Below are 24,500 nucleotides of genomic sequence, written 5' to 3'. Positions count from 1 at the left end.
ACATGCACGCATACACGATTAGGTACAGCTAGGAGGAAATCATGAGTATTGACCCTCGTATTATCAAGACATTATTGCAGCTGCAGCTTTCTCCAAGCTTGAATTTGCAAGCAGCATCCAATCCATTGCAAGCAACGACGGGCGATGGCTCTGCTTCCTTATTTGATACGTTATTATCACAATATATGTCTGACAGCTCGGCTGAAAAAGGCGGTCGTTCTGCCCCCATACTGCCTGCAGATGCGCTTGCTCAGCTTTCCACGCTTAGCAGTCTTCCGAACGTTTCCTTTAGCAGCCAAGGCGAAGCAAGCAGCTCGCCAAGCGAATATGACGAGCTCATTGAGCAAGCATCCGCCAAGTATGGCGTAGATCCAGCCTTGATCCAAGCGGTTATCAAGACCGAATCCGGCTTCCGATCGGATGCGCAGTCCGGTGCCGGAGCAAAGGGCTTAATGCAGCTGATGGATGGAACGGCAAGAGGGCTTGGCGTCACCGATTCATTTGATCCCGCACAGAATATTGAGGGCGGAACCAAATATTTATCAATGCTGCTGAAGAAGTATAACGGAAATGAGCAGGTTGCCTTGGCAGCCTACAATGCGGGTCCTGGCCGCGTTGATCGGACAGGCATACGAACGAACGAGCAGCTTATAGAAAATCTCGAGGCGCTGCCTGAAGAGACGCAGCGCTATGTTGCGAAGGTGCTTCAAGCCAAGTAAATCGGCAGCAATAAGATCACGATTTGGTTTTCTGCCAAACAGGCGGGAGCGATCGCTGATCTTTTTCTTTTTTGGAAAGGAGACAGTAGTACGATGCTATACTTTGATCATTGCGCTTCAACGCCGCCTTATGATGAAGTCGTGCAGACGATGATGGAGGTCATGAAGTCGCAATTTGCAAACCCTTCATCCCTTCACCGCGCCGGCACTGATGCTGATAAATTAATTGAACGCTCGCGCGCTCTCCTTGCAGAGCAGCTGCGAACGACAAGAGGCAATTGGGTATTTACATCAGGCGGAACCGAATCCAACAATTTAGCGATAAAAGGCGCTGCGCGCCAATATGCTGGCCGAGGCAAGCATTTGATTACGACGCAGATTGAGCACGCTTCTGTGTATGAGTCTTTTGCGCAGCTGGAGCAAGAGGGATACCGAGTGACTTATTTGCCTGTTAGTGAGTCAGGACATATTCGTCTAGAACAATTGGAAGAGGCGCTGACTGACGAGACTATTTTGGTTAGCGTTATGCATACCAACAATGAAATCGGATCGATTCAGCCCATAGAAGAAATCGGACGGCTGCTCAAGCGATATCCGAAAACCTTGTTCCATGTCGATGCCGTACAAAGCATTGGCAAGCTGCCGGTTCGAATCGAGGATTGGGGGATTGACTTGCTTAGCGCCTCAGCCCATAAGCTGCGAGGTCCTAAAGGTGTTGGCTTCCTCTATGTCCGAGAGGGTGTTGCGCTGCAGCCTATGCTTACTGGAGGCACGCAGGAATTCGGTTATCGCGCCGGCACGCAAAATGTTCCGGGCATCGTTGCATCCGCCAAGGCGCTCCGTTTATCCATTGGGGCCATGGAGCAGCGAGAGCGGCGAATGAAGCAGCTGAAGCATAAGCTCATTCAGCATATGGATGAGCTGCCGGAGCTAAAGCGGAACGGCGCTGAGCCTTCCGCTTCGCATATCCTTCATTTTTCATACCCGGGAATGAAGCCTGAGGTCATCATTCATATGCTTGAGCAGCATGGTATAATGGCTTCAACCAAATCTGCCTGCTCCTCGAAGGACGACAAACCGAGCCGTGTGCTGCTCGCAATTGGAGCAAGCCGAGAGCGTGCTGCCAGCGGGGTGCGAATCAGCTTTGGGGATGAACACGAGGAGCGGGATATTGATGCTTTGGGCGCGGCGCTGCGTCATGTCGTCAAGCAATTGAAGCCGCTTGAGAGGAGATTGACTTAAACTTGCAATATGATCAAATCGTGCTCCGTTACGGAGATTTAATGGTGAAGGGAAGAAACCGAAATAAATTCGAGAAGCGAATGCTTGACCAAGTGAAGCAAGCTTTGCTCCCTTATGACCATATTACTTATTTTAAATCTTTTGGGCGATTGTTTGTTAAGCTGAACGGGCATGCGTATGAGCCTGTTGCGAATCGGTTGAAGGATTTGTTTGGCATCGTATCGTTAAGCCCAGTTATCAGCACGGAGCTGGACCTTGAGAAAATTCGGGCTGCCGCACTGGCTCTTATGCAGGCATTGCCAGAGAAGCCGGCAACCTTTAAAGTAAGCGCCAAGCGTGCATGGAAGCCATTTCCTCATAACTCGCAGGAGATGAATCATTTGGTGGGCGGATATGTGCTGCAAGCGATGCCGGGACTTAAAGTGAATGTGAGCAAGCCTGATATTGAATTGCGTGTCGATATCCAAGAGGAAGCGACGTATGTATTCTACGACGTTATTCCCGGTGCTGGCGGATTTCCGTTCGCCTCGAACGGCAAAGCGATGCTGCTGCTCTCTGGCGGCATAGACAGTCCTGTAGCAGGCTGGCTGGCGCTGCGCAAAGGGCTGGAGGTGGAAGCTGTCCATTTCCACAGCTACCCGTTTACAAGCGAACAGGCGAAAGATAAAGTCATTGAGCTTGCAAAGCGCTTGTCTTACTTCAGCGGCGAGCCGATCAAGCTGCATCTGGTGCCCTTTACTGAAATCCAAACGACTTTGGTTCAAGCCAAAAGCGATAATCTGATCATCACTTTGATGAGAAGAGCTATGCTTCGGGTAACGGAGCAGTTGGCTGAGCGAAGCGGGGCGAATGGCATCGTTACGGGTGAGAGCTTGGGGCAGGTAGCAAGCCAGACGCTTCCGAGCATGAACGTCATTGGCCGCGCAACGGAGCTGCCGCAGCTTAAGCCGCTTATCATGATGGACAAGCATGAGATCATACGTTTGGCTGAGCGGATTGGAACGTTTGAGACGTCGATTTTGCCCTACGAGGATTGCTGTACATTATTTTTGCCAAAATCGCCAAGCACGAATCCGAATCTTAGAATCGTTGAGAAGCTTGAGGCTCTCATCCCGAATTATTCGCAATTGCTGGCGGATGCCGTAGAAGGAACAGAACTGCTGCATCTAACGCCTGAGCTTCAAACATCCGTACAAACGGCAGGCGAGGATAGCTGGTTTTAACATTCAAATGATGCAAAGAAAGCAGCGAATCCCATTAATGGGACTCACTGCTTTCTTGTTGTGCTTGTTTTTTCTTGTGCTTATTGGTCAATAAACCAGCTACGATCGTAATAGCAACGATAATGACTACGAATGCCCAGAAGATCAGCTGATTTTCGAAAAATGGTTTGAATGATTTTTCATGCGTTATCATCTTGGCAGCCGTATAAGCAAGCACCGCAGAACCGACGTAAACGATCCATTCGAAGCGATTGATCAATTTGATGAAGATCGTGCTGCCCCATACAACGACGGGTACGCTAATAATTAATCCAAGGATGACAAGCAGCGTATTGCCATGTGCTGCGCCAGCAACCGCGATAACGTTATCGATTCCCATTGCCGCATCGGCAATTATAATCGTCCGTATCGATTGCCAAAGCGTGTTGCCTGATTTAATGCCGTCATGGGCATCCTCCTGTACGAGCAGCTTGTATGCGATCCATATCAGCAAGAGGCCTCCAACAAGATTTAGCCATGGAACATTCAGGAGCTGAACGACAAGCAAGGTTGCGATGATTCGAATACCGACTGCACCGGCTGTTCCCCAAATGACAGCTTTCTTTTGTTGCTCCTTAGGCAGGTTTCGTGCTGCGAGCCCTATAACAATGGCGTTGTCTCCGGCCAAAATCAGGTCGATGAAAACGATGGTCAGCAGGGCGGAGAAAAACTCGACTGAAAATAGTTCCATAAGAAATCTCTCTCCTTCCATATACAGGCATTCCTGGAGTCTTCAATAAATACGCTTGCTGGTGAAGATGGATTCATTTTTTTTTTGGACATATTCTTCATAGCTTGTTCATACCTCTGATAAGAGGGGGGATGCAGCTTGGACAGCGTCATTATATTTATCGAAATCGTCTTAATTAATGTATTGCTGAGCGGAGATAATGCAATTGTTATCGCAATGGCGAGCGGCCAGCTCCCGCCAGAGCAGCGCAAGCGCGCCGTTTGGTGGGGAGCTCTCGCGGCAGTAGGGCTGCGCTGCATTTTAACGTTGGTAGCCATTAAGCTGCTGCAGGTGCCTTATTTGCAAGCTATCGGAGCTCTGCTGCTGTTCTATATCGCAGTGAAGCTGCTCGCAGAGGCTGGGGGGCAACAGGATCCGCATTCTGTAAAGAAAGCGAAAACGATCGGTCAAGCGATCTGGACGATCGTAGTAGCGGATTTCATTATGAGCCTTGATAATGTGCTGGCCATTGCCGCTGTCGCTGATGGCGATCCAATTCTTATTTTGCTCGGAATCGCGCTAAGCATTCCTATGATTATTTGGGGAAGTCAGATGCTCGGATCCCTATTGCAAAGATTTCCTGCCTTATCTTATATTGGAGCTGCCTTGCTTGCCTATGCGGCTGGAGAAATGCTCATGCATGATCCCGGCCTCGACAAATTGCTCTTTCACGGCTCCAAAACGCTTGCCGAAGCGATTCCGCTCCTTTGTGTGCCGCTTGTCATTGCGTTAGCAATTGTCAAAAAAAAGCCTATTTTATAATGTTTATGACATGCTCCGTTTACTCAAAATATTGAGGAACGGTTTTTTTTTGCGTATACCCTCGCTATGTACTGGTATTTTTGCCTCAGTTCCTTTAAACTAATATAGATAAAAACTGTCGTCTTTCGTCAAGATATGCGATTGGCGTTGTAAGGAGCGGAAGCGCAAATGCCTAATAACAAATATTCCGCTGGAATTATTTTGCTGTTAGCCGGGGTCTTTATTTTGTTGGGCAAGTTAGGTGTATTCAGCTTTTTGGGCGCAATCTTCTGGCCGCTGCTCGTGTTGATTCCTGGAGTGCTTCTGCATGTTCTTTACTTCGGGCGATTAGTTCCTGCGGTCGTGCTTGTACCAGGCGGAATGCTCGTCGTATATGCCCTGCTGTTTGTCGTTTGCAACCTTTTTGGATGGGATAGCTTGAAATATTTGTGGCCGCTGTTTATTTTTGGCGTAGCAGCAGGCCTTTACGAATATTATTTGTTCGGTTCATCCAGACCGCGTGTTGTGCTCACGGCATCGATTGCGCTTGCTGCCGCATCGGCCGTGTTCGTTATTTTAGTGCTTTTGTGGAGCTGGGGGATTTATGCGATTGCTGTTGCACTAATTGCAGCGGGTGTTTGGATGATGCTAAGCAAGCGCAGACGTTGGTAAGGAAAAACAAGATTTAAATAAAAAACAATTGGAGTGGATTACAAGTTATGCAAGCAAGAGAGAACTTACGGAATATCGCTATTATTGCCCACGTTGACCACGGTAAAACAACGTTGGTTGACAAGCTGCTTCAACAATCAGGTACGTTTCGCGATCATGAAGCAGTTCAGGAACGCGCAATGGATTCTAACGATCTTGAGCGCGAACGCGGTATTACGATTTTGGCTAAGAACACAGCAATTAACTACAAAGATTATTTGATCAACATCGTGGATACGCCTGGACATGCTGATTTCGGCGGCGAGGTTGAACGTATTATGAAAATGGTTGACGGCGTGCTTTTGGTCGTTGATGCGTTTGAAGGCTGTATGCCGCAAACGAAATTCGTTTTGCGCAAAGCGCTTGAATCCAATCAGACGCCAATCGTTGTCGTGAACAAGATTGACCGTCCGAACGCTAGACCTCAAGAGGTTGTAGATGAGGTTCTTGACCTATTTATCGAGCTAGGCGCAAATGACGAGCAGCTTGAATTCCCTGTTGTTTATGCATCCGCGCTAATGGGTACTTCCAGTCTTGATCCTGAGAAACAAGATGAAAACATGGAAGCTCTATATGAAACAATCGTCAGCAACATTCCATCGCCAACAGAGGACACAGAACAACCATTGCAATTCCTCGTGACGTTGCTTGATTACAACGAGTATCTTGGCCGTATTGCGGTAGGTCGCGTTAACCGCGGCATTATCAAGCAAGGTCAAACCGTTGCAGTAATGACTCGTGAAGGCGGCAATAAACAAGCAAGAATTGAGAAGCTGTTCGGTTTCGTAGGCTTGAAGCGCGTTGAGATCGAGGAAGCAGGCGCTGGCGATATCATCGCAATCGCAGGTATCCGTGAAATCAACATCGGTGAGACGATTGCTGATCCGCAGAAGCCAGAAGCTTTGCCAGTTCTAAAAATCGACGAGCCTACGCTTCAAATGACTTTCCTTGTCAATAACAGTCCTTTTGCAGGCCGCGAAGGTAAATGGGTTACATCCCGTAAGCTTCGTGAGCGTCTATACAAAGAGCTTGAGACAGATGTAGCGCTTCGCGTTGATGAAACGGACAGCCCGGATGCATTTATCGTTTCCGGCCGTGGAGAGCTTCACTTAGGGATTCTAATCGAGAACATGCGCCGTGAAGGCTTCGAGCTTCAAGTATCCAAGCCTGAAGTTATCATCAAGGAAATTGATGGCCAGAAGAAAGAGCCTTACGAGCGTTTACTAATTGACACGCCAGAAGAGAGCATGGGCGCTGTTATGGAGAGCCTTGGAACACGCAAAGCAGAAATGCTTAACATGATTAACCATGGCAACGGCCAAGTTCGTTTGGAATTTAGAATTCCAGCACGCGGCTTGATTGGATACCGTACACAGTTCTTGACTTTGACACGCGGCTACGGCATCATGAACAATGCTTTCGACAGTTATGGTCCACTTGCTGGCGCTGGCGTTGGCGGCCGTCACCAAGGCGTTCTAGTAGCAAGTGAGAACGGAACATCGACATTCTACGGCATGATGGGCGTAGAGGATCGCGGTATTCAGTTCCTTGAGCCAGGTACAGAAATATATGAAGGCATGATCGTTGGTGAGCATACTCGTGAGAATGACATCATCGTCAATATCTGTAAAGTAAAACAATTGAACAACATTCGTTCTGCTGGTAAAGACGATACCGTTACATTGAAAAGCCCTCGCCTGTTCTCGCTAGAGCAAGCGCTTGAGTACTTGAACGATGACGAGTATTGTGAAATTACGCCGAAGACGATTCGTCTACGCAAGAAAATTTTGAACAAAAGCGAGCGCGAGCGCGCGGACAAAAACCGCAAAAACGCACAAGCTAGCGTTTAAGAGCTGATCATCAACTAACGTAAGGCTTTGCTCGCGCAAAGCCTTACGTTTTCTTTAAAATATAAGTGGGATTATAAGTTCTTAACTTATAATCCCACTTATATTTCACAGTGAAACGATTGCTGTGCAACTATAATGCGGCGATGGCCGTTTACAATGGAGAAGGAGGTATGCTGCATGCAGGCTTGGTTAAGCGATCATAAGCTGATTTCTTATTTGATCATTCTCGGCTTTACGATATACATATTCAATAAAGTGTTTCGTGCTCAGCAGAAGCTGCCGTTGTTGAAAGAGATTTTGGTCTATGCATTGATTGCGTTTGGTTCCTTCGTTTTGATGATTTTGCAGGTGGATAAGCTGCCGATCATTCAATGTATGGGAGTAGCGGTTCTTATGATGCTCATGCTTCGCGGGCGTCAATTGTATGACAAGTGGAAGGGCAGCAAGGCCGGAGATAATGCCCCTCAGAATGCGGAATCGGGCAAATGAAGCTAGAGGACGCTCTTTTTAACTGGCTGCAAATTAAGCTGGTTGCAAGTGCCAGGCAAGATGATCAAGCAGCTCTCGACACGCTTGTTTTTTTTGAGCAAATTTTGACAGAGGATCATGGCTTGTCGAGCTTTGTCATAACGAAGATTGACGATACGATGATTCATGTGAAATATGAGAAGGATGGCCGCTCCAAGCTGCAGTTCTATCCTCGCGAGGTTGGCGAGCAGCTATTGACGGACATTGAATCAAATCCAAAATACAACTGAACTTGAAGGTGGCACATATGAGCAAGGGTTCAACGGAATTACCTCCAAGGGCGGGAGCGCGTCAACCGGCAAAAGCAAAAAAACAAAAACCGCGCAAAAAGCGCTCGGTTTGGAAAACGATCTTTGTATTGCTGTTTGCGGTTCTTATCCTCGTTGCTTTGGCTTTAGCTTATTTGGTTTTCAAGGCGGATGAGGCTGTGGACCAAATCGCGGCACCAAGCGATAATGAGGTTGTAATTCCTGCAGGAGAGTCGGTTAAGGAAAAAGCAGTCGCTCTGCTGTTGATGGGTATTGACTCGCGCTCCCATGGAGGCGGCTTGAACACGGATGTCATGATGGTAGCCGTATTTAACCCGAATTCCAAATCGGCAACGATCGTTACGATTCCGCGTGATTCGAACATCGATGTTGACGGTTATCGAGCACGCAAAGCGAATAGCTTCTATGCTGATTTTTATATGAACGCGCTTAATAAGAAAGATCTGGATAAAGAAGCGGCTTATGCAGATGCCAAGCAAGAGGTCCGCAATGTCATGAGCAGGCTTTTCAATATTGACATTAAATATTCCGCGGTAATTAATTTTCAGGGCTTTGCGGATGTTGTAGACGCGCTTGGCGGCGTGGAAGTCGATGTTGACATGCGTATGAAATACAGGGATACTGCTGATGGCACTAACATTGATTTGATGCCAGGCGTTCAAGTGCTGAGCGGCGAGAAGGCGCTTGATTTCGTTCGCTATCGCAAATCGAACAACGGCAAAAATATGTCTAGCGATTTCGAGCGCAATGCAAGGCAAAGCCAAGTTATCGGCGCTCTAACGGATAAGATGAAATCTTTGGACGGTGTAACGAAGATTGGTTCGGTTATGGAGGCCGTCGGCAAAAACCTGACGATGGATATGCCTTCCAAAGAAATCAAGAACATGATTGCAGAATATATGAGCATGGGCCGCAATGATATTACGTTCATTCCGCTTGAAGGAAAATGGAAAAGTCCTTATGTTTATCTAGATGATGCAAAGCTTGATGAAGCTCGGGCTGCCTTGCAGGCAAAAATGGCTGAATAACCGTAGACTGCAACTAATATTATGGATATAATAATGCTACAGAGGCCATTATTGAAATCTGTTCAGAAGGAGGTCATGCGAATGACCAACGCCGAATCCGCAAGATCCGAGCAACCGATCGAAAAATTGCAAAAGCAGCCTATCGTTCTACTGCACGAGCTACATGCGGTATCTGACAGTTTGACCTCGAGCATTATGGAATACAGGGACGCGATGAATAATGCCGCGTGCTTGTCCACTACCATTGCGTGCGACAAATCGAATAAGAACTTTGTTGCGGATACTTTAGCTGTACAAGTTTCCGTGGCCATGAAGAAAGCCTAGTGATAGCTCACTAGGCTTTTTGTGTCTTCAGGAGGCCTTTACAATTTCTTATTCATCTTAGGAGCTTGCGATTTCTCAGGCTCAATCGACGTCACGTCACGCGGTATCTGCGGAATGAGTCTTCCTATGATATCGGCCATTTCTTCTGCGAAGCCGGCGATCGGTCTGCCGCGCTTGATGTCAGCGCCTATTTCATTAATTCGTTGGGAGAGGTCCATATCCGCAGTAACGAGTGCGTCTACGCCATATGGATCCTTGTGAAACGCTTCGGCGACGGAGTATTTTATCGTACCGACTCTTGAGCGATCGAGATTTGCATCTACATCAATTCCAACGATAGCTGTATTTCCGAACACGACACAGTGCGCGTTCGTTACGCCGTCAATTCCTTTGGCCAACTGCTCCAGATGTGCCGCAACCTTTTTTGAATCTTTAATTTCCTTTTTTCGCGGTTCAGATTGCTGAGCTTTAACTTGGCCATTATTTTGTGGAGAGGGTGATGTCTCATTACGTGCGACGGTGCTGCAGCCTGTCGCTACAATCGCAACAATGATCGCTGAAGTTAGCCATTTGAACATGTTTGCCACCTCTTTTTTCTCGTTGAAATATCTAAAAGTCACCAGTGAATCATAGTTTACCCGCAGCAGCGACTTGCTATGTATGGCCTCTAATGAATATCCAACGCCGGGAGGGTTCTCATGAAAAAAATATTCGTGCTCGATACAAATGTGCTGCTTCATGATCCGCAAGCGATTTTTGCTTTCGATGATAATGAAGTCATAATTCCCGCGGTCGTGTTGGAGGAAATCGATTCCAAGAAGAGGTTGGCTGATGAATTAGGTCGAAATGCCCGTTCCATCTCACGTCTTCTTGATAAAATGCGAGAAAAGGGTCATTTGCACGAGGGGATTGAGCTTCCGAGCGGCGGTGTCCTCAAGGTGGAATTAAATCACCGCAGCTTTATGCGCGTGCAGGAAATGTTTGGAGAAATGTCAAATGATAATCGGATTTTGGCGGTTGCGCTGAATTACCACATAGAGCAAGAGAATGAGCCTGAGAAGCAAAGCATTGTATTGGTAAGCAAGGATGTGCTTGTACGCATTAAAGCTGATGTGCTTGGTTTGCAGGCACAGGATTATTTATCGGACCGGGTCGTTGTATCTTCAGACTTCTATGCAGGCTATATGACGCTTTATGTGCATCCGGCAGTTATCGACGAGTTTTACACGTACCGCTTTCTTACCGTGAACAACATGCACTTGAACATTCGATTAAATCCGAATGAGTTTGTTATTTTGCGCGATGAAATGGGAACCTCAAAGTCTGCGCTGTTAAAGGTTAGCCAAGATGGAGCGAGGCTTGAGCCGCTATATCTTAGCAATGATCCGATTTGGGGCATCACGGCCCGTAATGCACAGCAGCGCATGGCGCTTGAGCTGCTCCTCAATGACGATATCCCGCTCGTAACGCTTACAGGCAAGGCAGGGACGGGGAAGACGCTTCTAGCGCTTTCAGCAGGCCTTCTGAAGACGGAGGATGAGCATAAGTACAAGAAGCTGCTTATTGCGAGGCCTGTCGTTCCAATGGGGAAGGATATCGGGTATTTGCCGGGAGAGAAGGAAGAGAAGCTGCGTCCATGGATGCAGCCGATTTATGATAATTTGGAGTATTTGTTCGATACGAAGAAGGCAGGCGACATCGATAAAATATTGATGGGTATGGGCAGCATTCAAGTCGAGGCGCTAACCTACATTCGTGGCCGGTCCATCCCAGGTCAATTTATTATTATCGACGAAGCGCAAAACTTAACGAAGCATGAAGTGAAAACGATCGTATCGCGGGTCGGCGAAGGCAGCAAAATTGTTCTTATGGGCGATCCGGAGCAGATTGATCATCCGTACCTTGATTCGATCAGCAACGGATTGACGCATATCGTGGAACGCTTCAAAAACGAAGGAATAAGCGGACACATGACGCTGGAGAAAGGCGAACGCTCTAAGCTTGCGCAGCTTGCCGCTGATTTACTTTAAAAGAATGGCCCCAAACTGGTTAGGCGCTGATATTAGAGAACGTAAAGGAATTAAAACCATACGCAAACGAGCCTTAGAAGCAATTCTAAGGCTCGTTTTTCTTTTTCTGGCATTATTTCCGTTCATAGGACTCCCGATATGCAAATGAAGCTTAAAAGGAAACTATAGGCTTATTTACTTTTTCCGCAAATAGCCATCAAGTTTTACAGGTTCATTTGGACAAACTAACGAATTATTGTTATCCTATTTTTAGTAGATTCAAGGATGAAAGGAAGAACGCTGTGACTCCCAGAAAATATGTGCCGTTTCTTATCGGTACGTTACTGTTAGCAGCACTATTGCTTATCCCTTACTCGCGCAATACAGATCAAGCTAGCGTTGGAAAACCGGACAAGAAATCGAATGAACAGCCAGCACCGGGAGAGTTTATCGTCGATCAGCTTACCGACATCTTTGTAAACGTTTCCTTGCCGAATTCGCAGTTTCTTCAGCTGCAGGACCTAAATCGGAATTTTATGATGAAATATCCTCATATACAAGTAAAGCTAACTAATGAACCATCCAAAGATAAGGCTTACGGCCTGTGGGTGCTTCAAAGTCAACAGGGGGAGTCTGCAGACATCTTGCTTCTCGACAATGGGTGGGTCAGACCATTCGCCGTTCGCGGTTTTCTGAAGCCTGCTGACAGCGTGATGACAGGGGATACGCTCTCAGATCAGATGACAGGGCTTCTAGACCCGCTCAAATGGAACGGTTATTTATGGGGAGTCCCGCGTGATGTCAATCCGTATGTTGTCGTATGGAGCGGCACATTGCTTGCAGAGGCAGGCTTGAAGGGACTGCCAACCGACTGGGCATCATACCAAGCTGCCGCAGCTAAGATTATCGAGCTTCATCCACAGGCAAGCATTGTGAATTGGAGCGCAGGCGATTTGCAGCAGCAGCTGGTTTGGATGGCTGCCTTCGACGCGGGCCAGTCTAACTTGTTGAATATGCAGCCCTTAAACGAGAAGCAAACAGCACAGCTTGAGTGGTTTCAAAAAATGGAGCAGCATATAAGCCGGATCGACAGTCATGCGATTGATCAATTGAATGCTTCATTTCAAACCGATAACCTGCTCGCTGCCATTATTCCTTGGAATGACTATGAGAGCTTAAATGAACAATTGCGAAATGAGCTGATCGTCGATCGGGATCATATTTATTCTCCGTGGTTAAATGGACATAGCTATGCCATCTCCTCAAGCAGCGATGCGGAGGAGGAAGCGATGCTGTGGATCAGGGAAATAACGGATGTAAACAACCAGCAGATGACTTACGACCGGTCGGGGCAGCTGCCGGCAAGAGCTTCTTTATATTCGTTTAACAGCTCACTGCAGAAGGATCAAATCCAAATACCGCCTGCTTGGTGGAAAAAGGTGTTGATCGTTAAGCGGGAGGAGAATGAATTGCCGCAGCCTGATCCGATGTGGCCAGAGAAATGGCAGTATCGGGAGCGAATGTGGGAAATATTTTCCGAAGGAACGTTCCAAATCAAGCCGTACATCGATTCGCTCGCCGCACGAAGCGAATGATCCGAAAAAAAGCCAGCCCCCAGCAAGTGGGGACGGGCTTTTTTGGCTATTGTAAGGGCTCATCAAGTTTTGGCTTAAAGCTTAAGATTCAGCTTTATTGTGAGCTCGCCATCTGACATATCTACGGAGTCTGCTTTCAGGAAGGATACGATAAGATCGGGATAAAAGCCAAGGTCAAATTCCTTCTCCAAAGCTCGCCTAGTTGTATCGGGCAACGCAAAGCCATTAAACAAAAGCTCATCTACATGAAACAGAATAGCGTTTTTTGGATCGTTTTCTACCGTGTAATAGCCGGCAATTTTAATTTCCATGTTGCCTTGTTTGCCTTGGGCAATGACTTTTCCGTCAACGAATTCGAAGGAGAAATTGTTGAAAATGTCATTTTGCTCCCGCAAAAATTGGTTCAAATCATCCTCAGGCACTCGGATCGTATATTGAAAGCCTTTGATTTCAAGCAGCTGTTTGTTATCCTGTATCCAGCTAGGAAGCTTCTTCATCGCCTTCGAAAGCGCGCGGAAATATTGCTTGACTACGTCAATTCCCGCCGTATCCCAGTATGAGGTAAGCTCCTTCATTAATATTCGAATGCGATCGGCATCCGACCGGCCGGATAGCTGCTCGTCAAGCTGCTTCTCTAGCGCCAATACGCGTTCTCTTTGCGTTCGAAGCTGTTCTTCCATGATGGTCAGCTCGTCTTGTCTCGTCTCAAGCTGCTTATAGCCTTCCTTCACTTTCTGATATTGCTCCACATATGTATTCAAGGTATGCTTGTCATGGGTTAAAATGATTTCTGCGTAATCCAGCATTTGAAACAGCTCCGATAACGAATCGAAAGATAATAGTGCGCTCAACAAGAAATCCCGTTCTCCCATATAATAAGCGCGCAAAACGCTTCCAGCCTCGTCTTGCTTGTCCGATATTTGCTGCTCCTGCACGTGCAGCTGCTTCTCCGTGTCCGTCATCGTCAGTGTAAGCTGCTCTTTCTGCTCTTGGATACGGATGATTTCTTTATCAATTTCTGCGACGGATAAACTTTTTTCAAGCAGCGAATGCATTTCCTCTTCATCTGTTGGCAGCGGCTCTGCCCAGACGGGAAGCTGAATAAAGAGCCATGCAATTAGGAGCATCGCCGTGGCTGCTATGGAAATACGATTACGCTTGGCTGTCAATGTCAACGGCATCGTCCCTCCTCAGCATTCATTTTATGCGGCAATCCATTCTATTATATCTTACATTTGGAAAAGGATGAACCTTATGATGAAGGAAAACCCGCTTGCTGTCTCTATTGCGGAGGCTATTGCTGAATCACGATACTCAGGCTGGCATATCGATAATGAGGGGAGAAGGCATGAAGCAAGATGTATTTCCTTTTATGACTATATGAACGCTTGCCTTTATGATAGGACGTATGGTTATTATCGCTCGGGGCCAGTTCGTGTGGGTAAGGAAGGCGACTTTTATACAAGCTCGGGAATTGGGCGCGTTCTGGCGGAGATTCTTGCTGGCTGCGCAAAAGCTTATGGCGAAGCGATTGGCGAGCCGCTTAAGCTAATCGAATGGGGAGCTGGAACAGGCAGGCTTTCTGCTCAAATCGCGGCAGCAGGAGGCAAACGAAGCAGCGATTGGCCGGAACGATTCCAATCTATACTCATTGAAGATCATCCAGCGCACGGCCGAGCGGCAAGAGAGGCTTTTGTTGATAACTGCGGTCAATTGGTTGCTGAGCCGCTGATTGCCTCGTCAGATGATGCGTGGCATTCAAGCTGGCTGAAGCAACCGGCGCTCGTGCTCGCCAATGAGCTGTTGGACGCATTTCCCGTTCACAGGATTCAACGTACTGATGGAGAGCTGTACGAGCTTGGCGTTGCAGGAGATGAGGTCCATGGCTTTCACGAGGTTTATATGCCGATCACAGATTCGCGAATAAGCGGCTGGCTTGCGCGCGACGGCATTCACCTTAGGGAGGGACAGCGGACGGAGGTTCATGCGGATGCAGCGGCGTTTTTAAAGAGGCTGGGAGGTGTTATGACGACCGGACGCCTCGTGCTTATTGACTACGGACATGAGGCTGCTGAATATACGGCAGAGCATCGCATGAATGGAACGCTTATGTGTTATTGGCGTCATCTGGCAAGCGACAGTCCTTATATCCGAATCGGCGAGCAAGATATAACTTCGCATGTCCCATTTACGTTTATACGACGCGAAGCGGAGGAAAGTGGCTGGCAGGTTACAAGCTATTCGACTCAAAAGCAATTTTTGATCGATCATGGCGTTCTGGAGTTGCTTCAAAACCATACCGGCGCAGATCCTTTCAGCGAGTCGGCCCGAATGAACAGAGCGATTAGGCAGCTCCTGCTCAGCGATCAGATGAGCGAATCGTTTAAAGTGATGATACTGGACAAAATATAATGAAAATAAAAGAACGGTGACAGCTCAATGGGGCTGACACCGTTCTTTTGTTCATTAAACAGGGGTATTTCTACGCGAAACGAGCATTGCCGTCAAGGACAGCAATGCTCGTTTTCGCTTAGCTTAAGTATATGACCTGCCTAGGCGAGAGTCTGTGTCGCCCTTGTTAAAACGGCAAGTCCATCTTGAAGACCGACCAATACGTGAAACCCACGAATGAAATGATCATATATCCCCAGAACATTACGATGTAAGTTCTCTCGGAGAAATTCAAGTAGCCTAGAAATACGAAAGCGACGGCTTGTGCAAAAAATAAAAGCGCAAATTCCGTCATATGGCCTGCAAAAGCCATTAGTCCGATTACCAGGGTCCAAAATCCAAGTACCCGATACATGCGTGCCATGATGACATCCCCCTTTCGCTGCGACCCGATTTTCTAATGATCATTATAACGTTTGGCGAAATAAGTGTAAACCAAAAACGGTGACGAAATCGCAAACTTTTTGTTTAAAGCCATTCCTGCATGAGGAGTCTAGATATAGTTTGACCAATAATAAGAGCTAACATGTATGAGCAATTGAAAATTTGGTTATACAATTTAGTATCCAATAGATTCTATGAACTCTACCAAGGGCATAGAGATAAAGTAAGCGCCTTTACGTTAGGAGGTTTTTGTTGCATGACAGCAGTCAGACAAGATGCGTGGAGTCCGGACGATGATCTTATACTCGCCGAGGTTACACTACGCCATATTCGAGAAGGAAGTACCCAGCTTGCAGCTTTTGAGGAAGTAGGCGAACGAATCGGACGGACGTCCGCAGCATGCGGTTTCCGTTGGAATAGCTGCGTTCGCAAAAGGTATGAGGATGCGATACAAATTGCAAAGCAGCAGCGCCAGAAACGAAATTATTTGAAAAAACAAACGATTGTCCAAACGCCGCATGTTTCATCGATTGCCGTTTTTGAAACGGATGAGCGCAGTTTCAAGCAAGAAGGCAGCTCGATCGAGGAAGGTTTGTCCGTTGATGCTGTTATTCGTTTTCTCCGTGGATGGAAGACGACTTATCAGGATTTGACGCGTCAAATCAAATGGTTTGAGAAGGAACTGAAAGACAAAGAGGATGAGCTATATCGTTTGCGCGATCAGAATGAGAGATTGTCCAAAGAGGTCAACAATGTGCAAACCGATTACCGCGCAGTAAACGATGATTACAAGACGCTCATTCAAATTATGGATCGTGCAAGAAGGCTTACTGTATTAACGAATGATGACGAGGCGAAGCCTAGATTTAAAATGGATGCAAACGGCAATTTGGAACGTATTGAATAAGTTATAAACCGTAAATGAGAGAGGCTGGCCATTAACAATGGCTGGTCTCTCTTTTTTATGTCGTACAAAAATAATAAGCTTCAAGACGCATCATATCAGTTGCATCATTTTCAGCAGATTTGATACGATGTTTGCAATATAGCGAAGAGCAGCTGTCGTATAAGGAGGCGTGGAAATTGCAAATAGATGTAGTAGGCGGAGGATCGCTTGGGCTGCTCTATGGGGCGAAGCTAGCAGACGCGGGCGCTGATGTCACTATATGGACGCGCAGCATGGAGCAGGCGGTACAGCTTGCGGAGCAAGGAATTAGGCTAATTGAGGTTGATGGAATAAGCGAGCGGGTGATTCGTGTCAAGAGCGAGTGGATGGAGCATGCCTCCTTACGAGAATGGAATAAAGACCAAAATAGTAAAAGCGCGGGCTATAATTGGCTGCTTCTAACGGTCAAACAAACGGATTTGAATGATCATCTGTTAAAGAAACTTGCACTGCTAACAAATGGCCCTGAGAATGAGGCTGCTGCAATGATGTGCTTGCAAAATGGGGTCGGCCACTTGGAGCGTATTCAAGAGGCTCTTCCAAATCTGCCGCTGCATGCCGCTGTGACGACGGAAGGCGCTAAACGGCTTGATTCGCGAACGGTAGCGCATACGGGCAAGGGGCAGCTTTGGCTGGGTGAGTGGGGAGGGAATGGGCGTAAAGGGGATGAAACTCTCGCTATCTCGCAAAAAATGTTGGTTTCTATGCTGCAATCGGCAGGATTTGCTTCTTCTCTGTCGAATGATTTGGAGAATCGAATTTTCCATAAACTTCTTATTAACGCGGTAATTAATCCTTTAACAGCGATTTATGATGTGGAAAACGGACAGCTCCCAGCTCATCCTGCTCGCGAGAAGCTTATGCGTGAGCTATATATGGAAACCGAGCATGTTCTTGTGAAAGCGGGCATGGCCATGCCGGAAGATGGCTGGCAGCTCATTATTGATGTTTGCAGGCAAACTAGCCGCAACATTTCCTCCATGCTAAGCGATATTCGGGCAGGCAGGGTAACAGAAATAGATGCGATTAATGGCGGAGTTACAAGGCTGGCTGCGAAGCATGGCTTACAGGCACCGCTAAATCTGGCAATTACGGAACTCGTGCAAGCGCTGCATCCGAAAGCTGAATAGGAGGGACTGAAGGACGTTGGAGATGATATTGGATAGCATAAAACATGCATACGCTTATTTGGCGGTCATTCCAGTCATACCTTTCGCGATCATCTTATTTGGTTATGGGGCATATATTCAGGATCGGAAGAAGGCTTTTCGACTGGCCATGGATGTCACGACGGCGTTATTAATCGGCTGCGTAGCCGTACTGTTCGATAATTTATCTGGCACCAAATTCGGTCTTTACGGCATTTTATTATTTATGCTGCTTGGAGGCGGATTGCTTGGCAATGCTCAGTTCCGCAAACGCGGCACGATCGATGGCAAAAAAATTTTTAGAACGATTTGGCGGCTAAGCTTTTTTTCAATGAGCGTGCTGTATGTCGTATTCATGTGCATTGTCATCGGCAAATTGGTGCTTACCGCATAATTTAGAAGTACATACGCCAAACGCCTCCTAAAAGCAGAGGCGTTTTTGCTTTGACGGACGGCTTCACCTTTGTGTACAATTAAAATGTTCAGTTTAATACATTTTAAGTCGCTTTGGCGACTATCAAGCAGGAGGTTACAGGCTGCGCTATGAGAACAGAAAATTATTCATTGCCAAGCGCTCAGCCTTTGACAGAGGCTTATATAAATCGCACAGATGACCGTATAGAAGCTTTGTACGGCTATCATGCGGGAGCGAAGCAGGACTGGGATAGACGGTTTAAACGTTTGGAGCAAACGAGCCATGTGAGAGCCGAGGCAGCAGAGGTTGCGCGTGCGCTGCGAGTTTACAATGAGATGGCAGGCGCAAGCGCTGAAGTATTTGCATCCATCTCAGCAATTGCGGAAGGTGCACCGGTTGTCGTTGGAGGCCAGCAAGCCGGATTGTGGACCGGCCCTTTGCTCGTTATACATAAAGCGGTATCCATTATTGGTGCTGCTAAATCTGCGAGCGAGCAGCTAGGGCGCACGGTCGTTCCAGTTTTTTGGGTTGCGGGCGAGGATCATGATTGGGATGAAGCGAACCACGCTTATGTACTAACTGCCGAGCAGGAGCTGCGCAAGCTATCGGCGGCACGCCCAGAAGGCGCGCGCACATCGGTGAGCCGCTCGTCCCTTTCAGAAGAAATGTGGACACAGCTGCTGGAAGAGCTGGAGCAAGCGCTGCCGCATTCTGAGTTCAAGCCTCTGCTTCTGGAGGAATTGCGCCAGATGTCGCAGAAGTCGCAATCGTTGTCGGATTTGTTTGCTATGATTTTAAGCCACTTATTCGGCAAACAGGGGCTTGTGCTGCTTGATGCAGATCATCCGGCTATCCGCCGCTTGGAAGCTCCGATGTTTAGAAAGATGATCGAGCGCAATGACGACTTGGAGAAAGCGTATATGTCTGCTGCCGAGAAGGTCAAGGAGTTTGGATACAGCTTGCAGGCGGATGTAACGCCCGGCAGCGCCAACTTATTTCTGTTCCACTCGGCAAATGGCGATGAAAGAACGCTACTTCATAAGAAGGATGGTCTTTTTCAAGACCGTAAAGGCCAGTTGTCAATAACGGAGAAGGAATTGCTGCACATTGCGGATGAGCAGCCGCAGCAGCTTAGCAATAATGTCCTTACGAGACCGCTTATGCAGGATTATTTATTTCCGGTACTCGCTACGGTGCTTGGTCCCGGGGAAATTGCCTATTGGGCTTTGACTGGCGAAGCGTTCCGCGCGCTTGGCATGGAAATGCCGATCATCGTGCCCCGCATGTCCTTTACATTAATAGAAGGAACCGTAGCTAAGCATATGGACAAATACGAGCTTTCCTTCGAGGATGTCATGGAGCGCTTCGAGGAGCGCAAGAGCACGTGGCTGAAGGATCAAGACGGATTATCGATCGAACAGCAATTCGATGATGCGAGGCTGCAATTCGAACAGCTCTACAAACCGCTGCTTGATCTGGCAACATCCGTTCAGCCTTCGCTTGCTAAGCTCGGGGATACGAATATGCAGAAAATTGTCGAGCAGATCAGCTACATGGGCTCAAAAACCGTAGATGCCTTCAACAAGCAATTTGAAGCATCCACCAGGCAGCTTGACCGTATTCATCATTCTATTAAGCCGCTTGGAAAGCCGCAGGAGCGTGTGCTTAATATGACAGCCTATTGGAACCGCTACAGCTTAAATTGGCTGGATAAGCTTCTTGAAGCGCCGTATAACCGAGAGGGCGGACACGAAATCGTTTATTTGTAAAATAACAGGAGGTAAATACAGATGAGTACAGTTGAGAGAAGCATTGTTGCCGATATGTCATTGGCACAAGATGGCCATTTGAAGATTGATTGGGTAGCTGCGCATATGCCGGTTCTGAATACGATCCGCGAGCAGTTCGAGAAGGAGCAGCCTTTTAAAGGACTGAAGGTTACAATTGCACTGCATTTGGAAGCGAAAACCGCATATCTGGCCAAGGTTGTCAAAGCGGGCGGCGCTGAGGTGACAATTACCGGCAGCAATCCGCTGTCAACGCAAGACGATGTATGTGCCGCACTCGTGGAGGATGGCATTACCGTGTTTGCGAAATACAATCCTAGCCCAGAAGAGTTCAAGGCGCTTAACATTAAGGCGCTTGAGTGGAAGCCGGATCTCATTATCGATGATGGCGGAGACCTGGCTACGATTCTGAATTCGGAGCATCCTGAGCTCGGCGAGAACCTGCGCGGCGGAGCGGAAGAGACGACGACGGGAATTATTAGGCTGAAAGCGATGGAGAAGGACGGCTCCTTGAAATTCCCGATGGTTGCTGTAAACGATGCGTATTGCAAGCATTTATTCGATAACCGATACGGTACGGGCCAATCGGTATGGGATGGCATTAACCGGACGACAAACCTGATGGTAGCTGGTAAAACAGTTGTTGTCGTCGGCTATGGCTGGTGCGGCAAAGGCGTTGCGATGCGTGCGAAGGGGCTTGGCGCAAATGTCGTCGTAACCGAGATCGATGCAATCAAGGCCGTTGAGGCTTATATGGATGGCTTTGCCGTTATGCCAATGATTGAAGCGGCAAAAGTAGGAGAGTTTTTCGTGACGGTTACAGGCAACCGTGATGTAATCCGCGGCGAGCACTATGAGGTTATGAAGGACGGCGCGATCATTTCGAACGCAGGGCATTTTGACGTTGAAGCGAACAAGCCGGAGCTTGCAGCATTGTCGACAAGCGTGCGTACGGTTCGTCGCAACATTGAAGAATATAAGCTTCAGGACGGTCGCAGCATTTACTTGCTGGCTGAAGGGCGCCTTGTTAATTTGGCTGCCGGCGACGGACATCCAGCCGAAATTATGGATATGACGTTCGCGCTTCAAGCCGTTGCGCTAAAATACGTGAACGAGCAATACAAAACGATTGGCAGCAAGGTTGTTAACGTGCCTTACGAGCTTGATGAGCAGGTAGCTCGTCTCAAGCTGCAATCGCTTGGCTTTGGCATTGATAAGCTTACGGATGAGCAAGCAGCCTATCTGGACAGCTGGAAAGAAGCTGAATAAATAACTTGGAAAGCCGCGAGCAATCGCGGCTTTTTTATTTGTAACCTTTTATTCCCAACCTGCGTCTAGAGAGCAATACAGTAAGGGGGAATGGCATTGTATAAACAGAAAAAAGGATTAGCAGCATGGGCAGTCGTTATTTTATGGATTGGCTTATTGGCAGGATGCTCCTCAGGAAACTTCGATACAGCGAGCAATAAAGCTTCTGAACAGTCAGCGCTAATGAACGAAGCTAAATCGGACAGTGAGAGTAATGGTAATTCCGGTGCTGATCAAGCTGAGGCTGATACTGCCGTAACTACCAGTGGTGAAAGCGAGTCGCCAGCAGGCGGAGGTTTTGCTTCTGAAACCGCTGCGGGTACAGAGGGCTTTAATCAAAAAATTATTTACACCGCCAATTTAAGCATGCAGGTGGATGAGCTGGCAGCAGCCGCGACATCGCTTCGCAATGCGATTCATCAAAGCGGCGGCTATATTTTACAATTCCAAGATACGAGGCATGATGGGGAAATCGGATCAACCTATACGATCAAGGTTCCGGCTGCCGGCTTTATGTCGTTCATAGATCGGGTCGAGCTTATCAAGCATAATGACTTCGAGAGAAATATCGGGGGCAAGGACGTATCCGAGGAATATGTTGACCTTGAATCAAGGCTGAAGGCAAGGCAGCTGGTCGAAACCAGGCTGCTCGCAATGATGGATAAGGCCGTTAAAGCGGATGATTTACTGAAATTTTCACAGCAGCTTTCGGAGGTGCAGCTCGAAATAGAGCGCATCAAAGGACGAATTCGTTATTTGGATAACAACGTATCGTTCTCCACGGTAGAGCTGCGCATGTACCAAACGGACCAAACGCTGAAAAATGAAAGCGTAAAGAAGCCGAATTTGGGCGGAAGAATGTCAGATGCGATAACAGGAAGCACAAAGGTCGTATGGGATGCGCTAAACTTCTTGCTCGTTGTGCTAGCGGGAGCAGTTCCGGTAGCTGCTGTTGGAGCGGTTATCGCTGTACCTGCCTTTTGGCTTTATCGGAGAAAGAAGAAGGAGACAAAGACTGCTGAGAAGACGGATTCAGATGAGGAAAAGCTGCCGCCTACCCTTTAAAGATTAATAATCATTAATACTATGAAATATTTTAGAAAAATCCTGCTCATGGAGCAGGATTTTTATTTTAGGTGGCGAACTATTGTATCTTAGTGGGGAAAAGTGGGGCAAAGTGGTGGAAATAGGGGAAGGGGTGGGTCAAAGTCATGTTTATGGGTGAATATCAACATAGCATCGATGAGAAAGGCCGCATCATCATACCTTCGAAATTCCGCGAATCACTTGGTGCCTCGTTCATCGCTACCCGTGGTTTAGACAATTGCTTATTCGTATATCCCATGAGCGAGTGGAGCGTTTTGGAGCAAAAATTAAAATCACTTCCGCTAATGAAGTCAGATGCGCGTGCTTTTACCCGGTTTTTCTTTTCCGGTGCGACCGAATGTGAGCTTGATAAACAGGGAAGGGTAAACATACCAAGCCATCTTCGCGAATATGCGAAGCTAGACAAAGACTGCATGGTGCTCGGCGTCTCCGGTCGCGTTGAAATTTGGAGCAAGCAGACATGGGACGGCTATTACGAGCAATCGGAGCAAACCTTTAACGAAATCGCTGAGAAGCTCGTCGATTTTGATTTCAACTTCTAGAATGGACAACAGGAATGGGAGGGCTGAGGCGTGTTTCAGCATATTACAGTACTTTTGGAAGAAGCGGTTGACGGTCTAGCGATTAAGCCAGACGGCATCTACGTCGATTGTACGCTTGGAGGGGCAGGGCATAGTGAGCTCATTGCGTCCCGATTAGGCGAAGGAGGGCGGTTAATCGCATTCGATCAGGACGACTGGGCGCTGGAAAATGCTCGCGTTAGGCTTGCTCCATACTTGGATAAAGTAACGCTTGTTAGAAGCAATTTCCGTGATTTGGAGCAGGAGCTTAGAGGATGCGGCGTTCCAATGCAAGATGGCGTCCCGCAGGTAGATGGCATTTTGTTCGATCTAGGCGTATCAAGCCCGCAGCTTGACGAAGCGGAACGCGGCTTTAGCTACAACCACGATGCTCCGCTAGATATGAGGATGGATCGTGAAGGTGACCTTACAGCGCATGAAATCGTCAATACGTGGGATGAACGTGACATTTCCCGCATACTTGATCGCTATGGCGAAGAGAAATTCGCCCGTTCAATCGCAAGAAACATCGTGAAAGCGCGAGAGAAAGCGCCAATCGAGAAAACCGGCGAGCTGGCAGAATTGATTAAAATATCGATCCCAGCTGCAACAAGACGTACAGGCGGGCATCCTGCCAAGCGTTCCTTTCAAGCGCTCCGCATTGCTGTAAACGACGAGCTTGGCGCAGAGGAAGAGGCGCTGGAGCAGACGATTCGCTGCTTGGCCCCTGGCGGCCGTGCATCTGTCATTACGTTTCATTCGCTTGAGGACCGCATATGTAAGCAAATGTTTGCGAAGTTTGTGGAGAAATGTACTTGTCCGCCCGATTTTCCGTTATGCGTATGCGGAAACAGCGGGACAGTGAAATTAGTTAACCGCAAGCCGATCGTACCTTCCGAGAGAGAGCTGGAGCTTAATCCTCGGGCGAGGTCGGCAAAGCTTAGAGTCGCAGAAAAATTGTAAGGGGGATTTGAATTGGCGTATGTGAATGGCAATTTAGCGCTGCAACCTAAGCGAAAGCAGGATCAGCAGACTGTTATCAAAGAAACGAAACGATTGGTTAAGAGTCGTAAATCCTTACCGGTTCAAGAGAAGCTGTTGTACATGTTCACTGTATTAATGTGCGTTGTAGTAGCTGGTGTCATTATTTTCCGCTACGCACAAATCTATGATATGAACCTCGACATCAAAAATCTCAAAAGCGAATCTCAAACGATGAACATTGAAATGGAAGATTTGAAAAAGCAGGTTGAGATGCTGAGTGATCCTGAGCGCATTCGCAAGATTGCCGAATCACAGGGGATGGTTAGCTCGATTGAAGGCGGCATAACGGTAAATACTGGTGACAACGAGTTGAAAACGGCAATGGGTAAACAAGGTGAGTAA

General features: G+C 47.6%; 26 protein-coding genes. 22 read left to right on the top strand and 4 right to left on the bottom strand.

The features are described 5' to 3' along the window. Positions 1–41: 41 nt before the first annotated feature. The 3 genes from HI950_RS08095 (at position 42) to thiI (ending at position 3,184) form a co-directional block, all read left to right on the top strand. A complete protein-coding gene (locus tag HI950_RS08095) occupies positions 42–719 on the top strand; it encodes a lytic transglycosylase domain-containing protein (protein WP_169083342.1) in 678 nt (225 codons plus the stop codon). 93 nt (positions 720–812) lie between these two features. Beyond that, complete coding sequence (locus HI950_RS08090; RefSeq protein WP_169083341.1) at positions 813–1,961, top strand: cysteine desulfurase family protein; 1,149 nt, start codon at positions 813–815, stop codon at positions 1,959–1,961. Between the two features lie 2 nt (positions 1,962–1,963). Beyond that, a complete protein-coding gene (thiI, locus tag HI950_RS08085; protein ID WP_169083340.1) occupies positions 1,964–3,184 on the top strand; it encodes a tRNA uracil 4-sulfurtransferase ThiI in 1,221 nt (406 codons plus the stop codon). Between the two features lie 34 nt (positions 3,185–3,218). Here the strand turns inward: thiI and HI950_RS08080 are convergent, their stop codons facing one another. Next, positions 3,219–3,914, bottom strand: a complete 696-nt coding sequence (locus HI950_RS08080) for a TerC family protein (RefSeq protein WP_169083339.1) — start codon at positions 3,912–3,914, stop codon at positions 3,219–3,221. A gap of 138 nt (positions 3,915–4,052) precedes the next feature. On the opposite strand from HI950_RS08080, the gene HI950_RS08075 reads away from it, so the two are divergent. From HI950_RS08075 to HI950_RS08045, 7 genes are all read left to right on the top strand, one after another. Continuing rightward, entirely contained in the window at positions 4,053–4,715 is a 663-nt protein-coding gene (locus HI950_RS08075; RefSeq protein ID WP_169083338.1) for a TerC family protein, read from the top strand. Between the two features lie 168 nt (positions 4,716–4,883). Then, complete coding sequence (locus HI950_RS08070; RefSeq protein WP_169083337.1) at positions 4,884–5,366, top strand: hypothetical protein; 483 nt, start codon at positions 4,884–4,886, stop codon at positions 5,364–5,366. 47 nt (positions 5,367–5,413) lie between these two features. Then, positions 5,414–7,255, top strand: coding sequence for a translational GTPase TypA (typA, locus tag HI950_RS08065; protein ID WP_169083336.1), 1,842 nt, complete (start codon positions 5,414–5,416; stop codon positions 7,253–7,255). A gap of 177 nt (positions 7,256–7,432) precedes the next feature. Then, complete coding sequence (locus tag HI950_RS08060; RefSeq protein ID WP_169083335.1) at positions 7,433–7,744, top strand: YlaH-like family protein; 312 nt, start codon at positions 7,433–7,435, stop codon at positions 7,742–7,744. After that, positions 7,741–8,013, top strand: a complete 273-nt coding sequence (locus HI950_RS08055) for a hypothetical protein (protein WP_169083334.1) — start codon at positions 7,741–7,743, stop codon at positions 8,011–8,013. The genes HI950_RS08060 and HI950_RS08055 overlap by 4 nt, the downstream gene beginning before the upstream one ends. A 17-nt stretch (positions 8,014–8,030) precedes the next feature. Beyond that, complete coding sequence (locus HI950_RS08050) at positions 8,031–9,080, top strand: LCP family protein (protein WP_169083333.1); 1,050 nt, start codon at positions 8,031–8,033, stop codon at positions 9,078–9,080. 81 nt (positions 9,081–9,161) lie between these two features. Continuing rightward, complete coding sequence (locus HI950_RS08045) at positions 9,162–9,404, top strand: hypothetical protein (protein WP_169083332.1); 243 nt, start codon at positions 9,162–9,164, stop codon at positions 9,402–9,404. 38 nt (positions 9,405–9,442) lie between these two features. Here HI950_RS08045 and HI950_RS08040 read toward each other — a convergent pair whose 3' ends face one another. Continuing rightward, positions 9,443–9,982, bottom strand: coding sequence for a YhcN/YlaJ family sporulation lipoprotein (locus HI950_RS08040; RefSeq protein ID WP_169083331.1), 540 nt, complete (start codon positions 9,980–9,982; stop codon positions 9,443–9,445). A gap of 120 nt (positions 9,983–10,102) precedes the next feature. Here HI950_RS08040 and HI950_RS08035 point away from each other — a divergent pair, with 120 nt between their 5' ends. Further along, positions 10,103–11,434 (top strand): PhoH family protein, encoded by a 1,332-nt coding sequence (locus HI950_RS08035; protein WP_169083330.1) that lies wholly within the window; start codon positions 10,103–10,105, stop codon positions 11,432–11,434. Positions 11,435–11,715: 281 nt separating this feature from the next. Continuing rightward, positions 11,716–13,008 (top strand): ABC transporter substrate-binding protein, encoded by a 1,293-nt coding sequence (locus HI950_RS08030; RefSeq protein ID WP_169083329.1) that lies wholly within the window; start codon positions 11,716–11,718, stop codon positions 13,006–13,008. Between the two features lie 74 nt (positions 13,009–13,082). Here the strand turns inward: HI950_RS08030 and HI950_RS08025 are convergent, their stop codons facing one another. Then, the gene (locus HI950_RS08025; RefSeq protein WP_169083328.1) at positions 13,083–14,189 is read right to left on the bottom strand and encodes a coiled-coil domain-containing protein; all 1,107 of its coding nucleotides are present in this window, start codon (positions 14,187–14,189) and stop codon (positions 13,083–13,085) included. 73 nt (positions 14,190–14,262) lie between these two features. Between HI950_RS08025 and HI950_RS08020 the strand changes: the two genes are divergently transcribed. After that, positions 14,263–15,420 carry a class I SAM-dependent methyltransferase gene (locus HI950_RS08020; protein WP_169083327.1) on the top strand — a complete coding sequence of 386 codons (1,158 nt, stop codon included), beginning with the start codon at positions 14,263–14,265 and terminating at the stop codon, positions 15,418–15,420. A 166-nt stretch (positions 15,421–15,586) separates the two neighbouring features. On the opposite strand, the gene HI950_RS08015 is transcribed toward HI950_RS08020, so the two are convergent. Continuing rightward, positions 15,587–15,823 carry a DUF2626 domain-containing protein gene (locus HI950_RS08015; RefSeq protein ID WP_053375484.1) on the bottom strand — a complete coding sequence of 79 codons (237 nt, stop codon included), beginning with the start codon at positions 15,821–15,823 and terminating at the stop codon, positions 15,587–15,589. Positions 15,824–16,099: 276 nt separating this feature from the next. On the opposite strand from HI950_RS08015, the gene HI950_RS08010 reads away from it, so the two are divergent. From HI950_RS08010 to ftsL, 9 genes are all read left to right on the top strand, one after another. Then, positions 16,100–16,750, top strand: coding sequence for an RsfA family transcriptional regulator (locus HI950_RS08010; RefSeq protein ID WP_169083326.1), 651 nt, complete (start codon positions 16,100–16,102; stop codon positions 16,748–16,750). Between the two features lie 176 nt (positions 16,751–16,926). Then, complete coding sequence (locus tag HI950_RS08005; protein ID WP_169083325.1) at positions 16,927–17,919, top strand: ketopantoate reductase family protein; 993 nt, start codon at positions 16,927–16,929, stop codon at positions 17,917–17,919. A 22-nt stretch (positions 17,920–17,941) separates the two neighbouring features. Next, entirely contained in the window at positions 17,942–18,331 is a 390-nt protein-coding gene (locus HI950_RS08000) for a DUF3397 domain-containing protein (protein ID WP_223285184.1), read from the top strand. Between the two features lie 149 nt (positions 18,332–18,480). Next, positions 18,481–20,121, top strand: coding sequence for a bacillithiol biosynthesis cysteine-adding enzyme BshC (gene bshC / locus HI950_RS07995; protein ID WP_169083323.1), 1,641 nt, complete (start codon positions 18,481–18,483; stop codon positions 20,119–20,121). Between the two features lie 21 nt (positions 20,122–20,142). Then, complete coding sequence (locus HI950_RS07990) at positions 20,143–21,408, top strand: adenosylhomocysteinase (RefSeq protein ID WP_169083322.1); 1,266 nt, start codon at positions 20,143–20,145, stop codon at positions 21,406–21,408. A gap of 96 nt (positions 21,409–21,504) precedes the next feature. Next, complete coding sequence (locus HI950_RS07985) at positions 21,505–22,512, top strand: DUF4349 domain-containing protein (RefSeq protein WP_169083321.1); 1,008 nt, start codon at positions 21,505–21,507, stop codon at positions 22,510–22,512. Positions 22,513–22,658: 146 nt separating this feature from the next. Beyond that, positions 22,659–23,096, top strand: coding sequence for a division/cell wall cluster transcriptional repressor MraZ (gene mraZ / locus HI950_RS07980; RefSeq protein ID WP_169083320.1), 438 nt, complete (start codon positions 22,659–22,661; stop codon positions 23,094–23,096). A gap of 30 nt (positions 23,097–23,126) precedes the next feature. Beyond that, on the top strand, positions 23,127–24,077 hold the full coding sequence (rsmH, locus tag HI950_RS07975; protein WP_169083319.1) for a 16S rRNA (cytosine(1402)-N(4))-methyltransferase RsmH: 951 nt from the start codon (positions 23,127–23,129) through the stop codon (positions 24,075–24,077). A gap of 21 nt (positions 24,078–24,098) precedes the next feature. Beyond that, on the top strand, positions 24,099–24,500 hold the full coding sequence (gene ftsL, locus HI950_RS07970) for a cell division protein FtsL (protein WP_317618321.1): 402 nt from the start codon (positions 24,099–24,101) through the stop codon (positions 24,498–24,500).

Source organism: Paenibacillus sp. PL91, assembly GCF_012935325.2.
Lineage (GTDB): Bacteria > Bacillota > Bacilli > Paenibacillales > Paenibacillaceae > Pristimantibacillus.
This window is presented reverse-complemented; position numbering and strand designations above follow the sequence as displayed.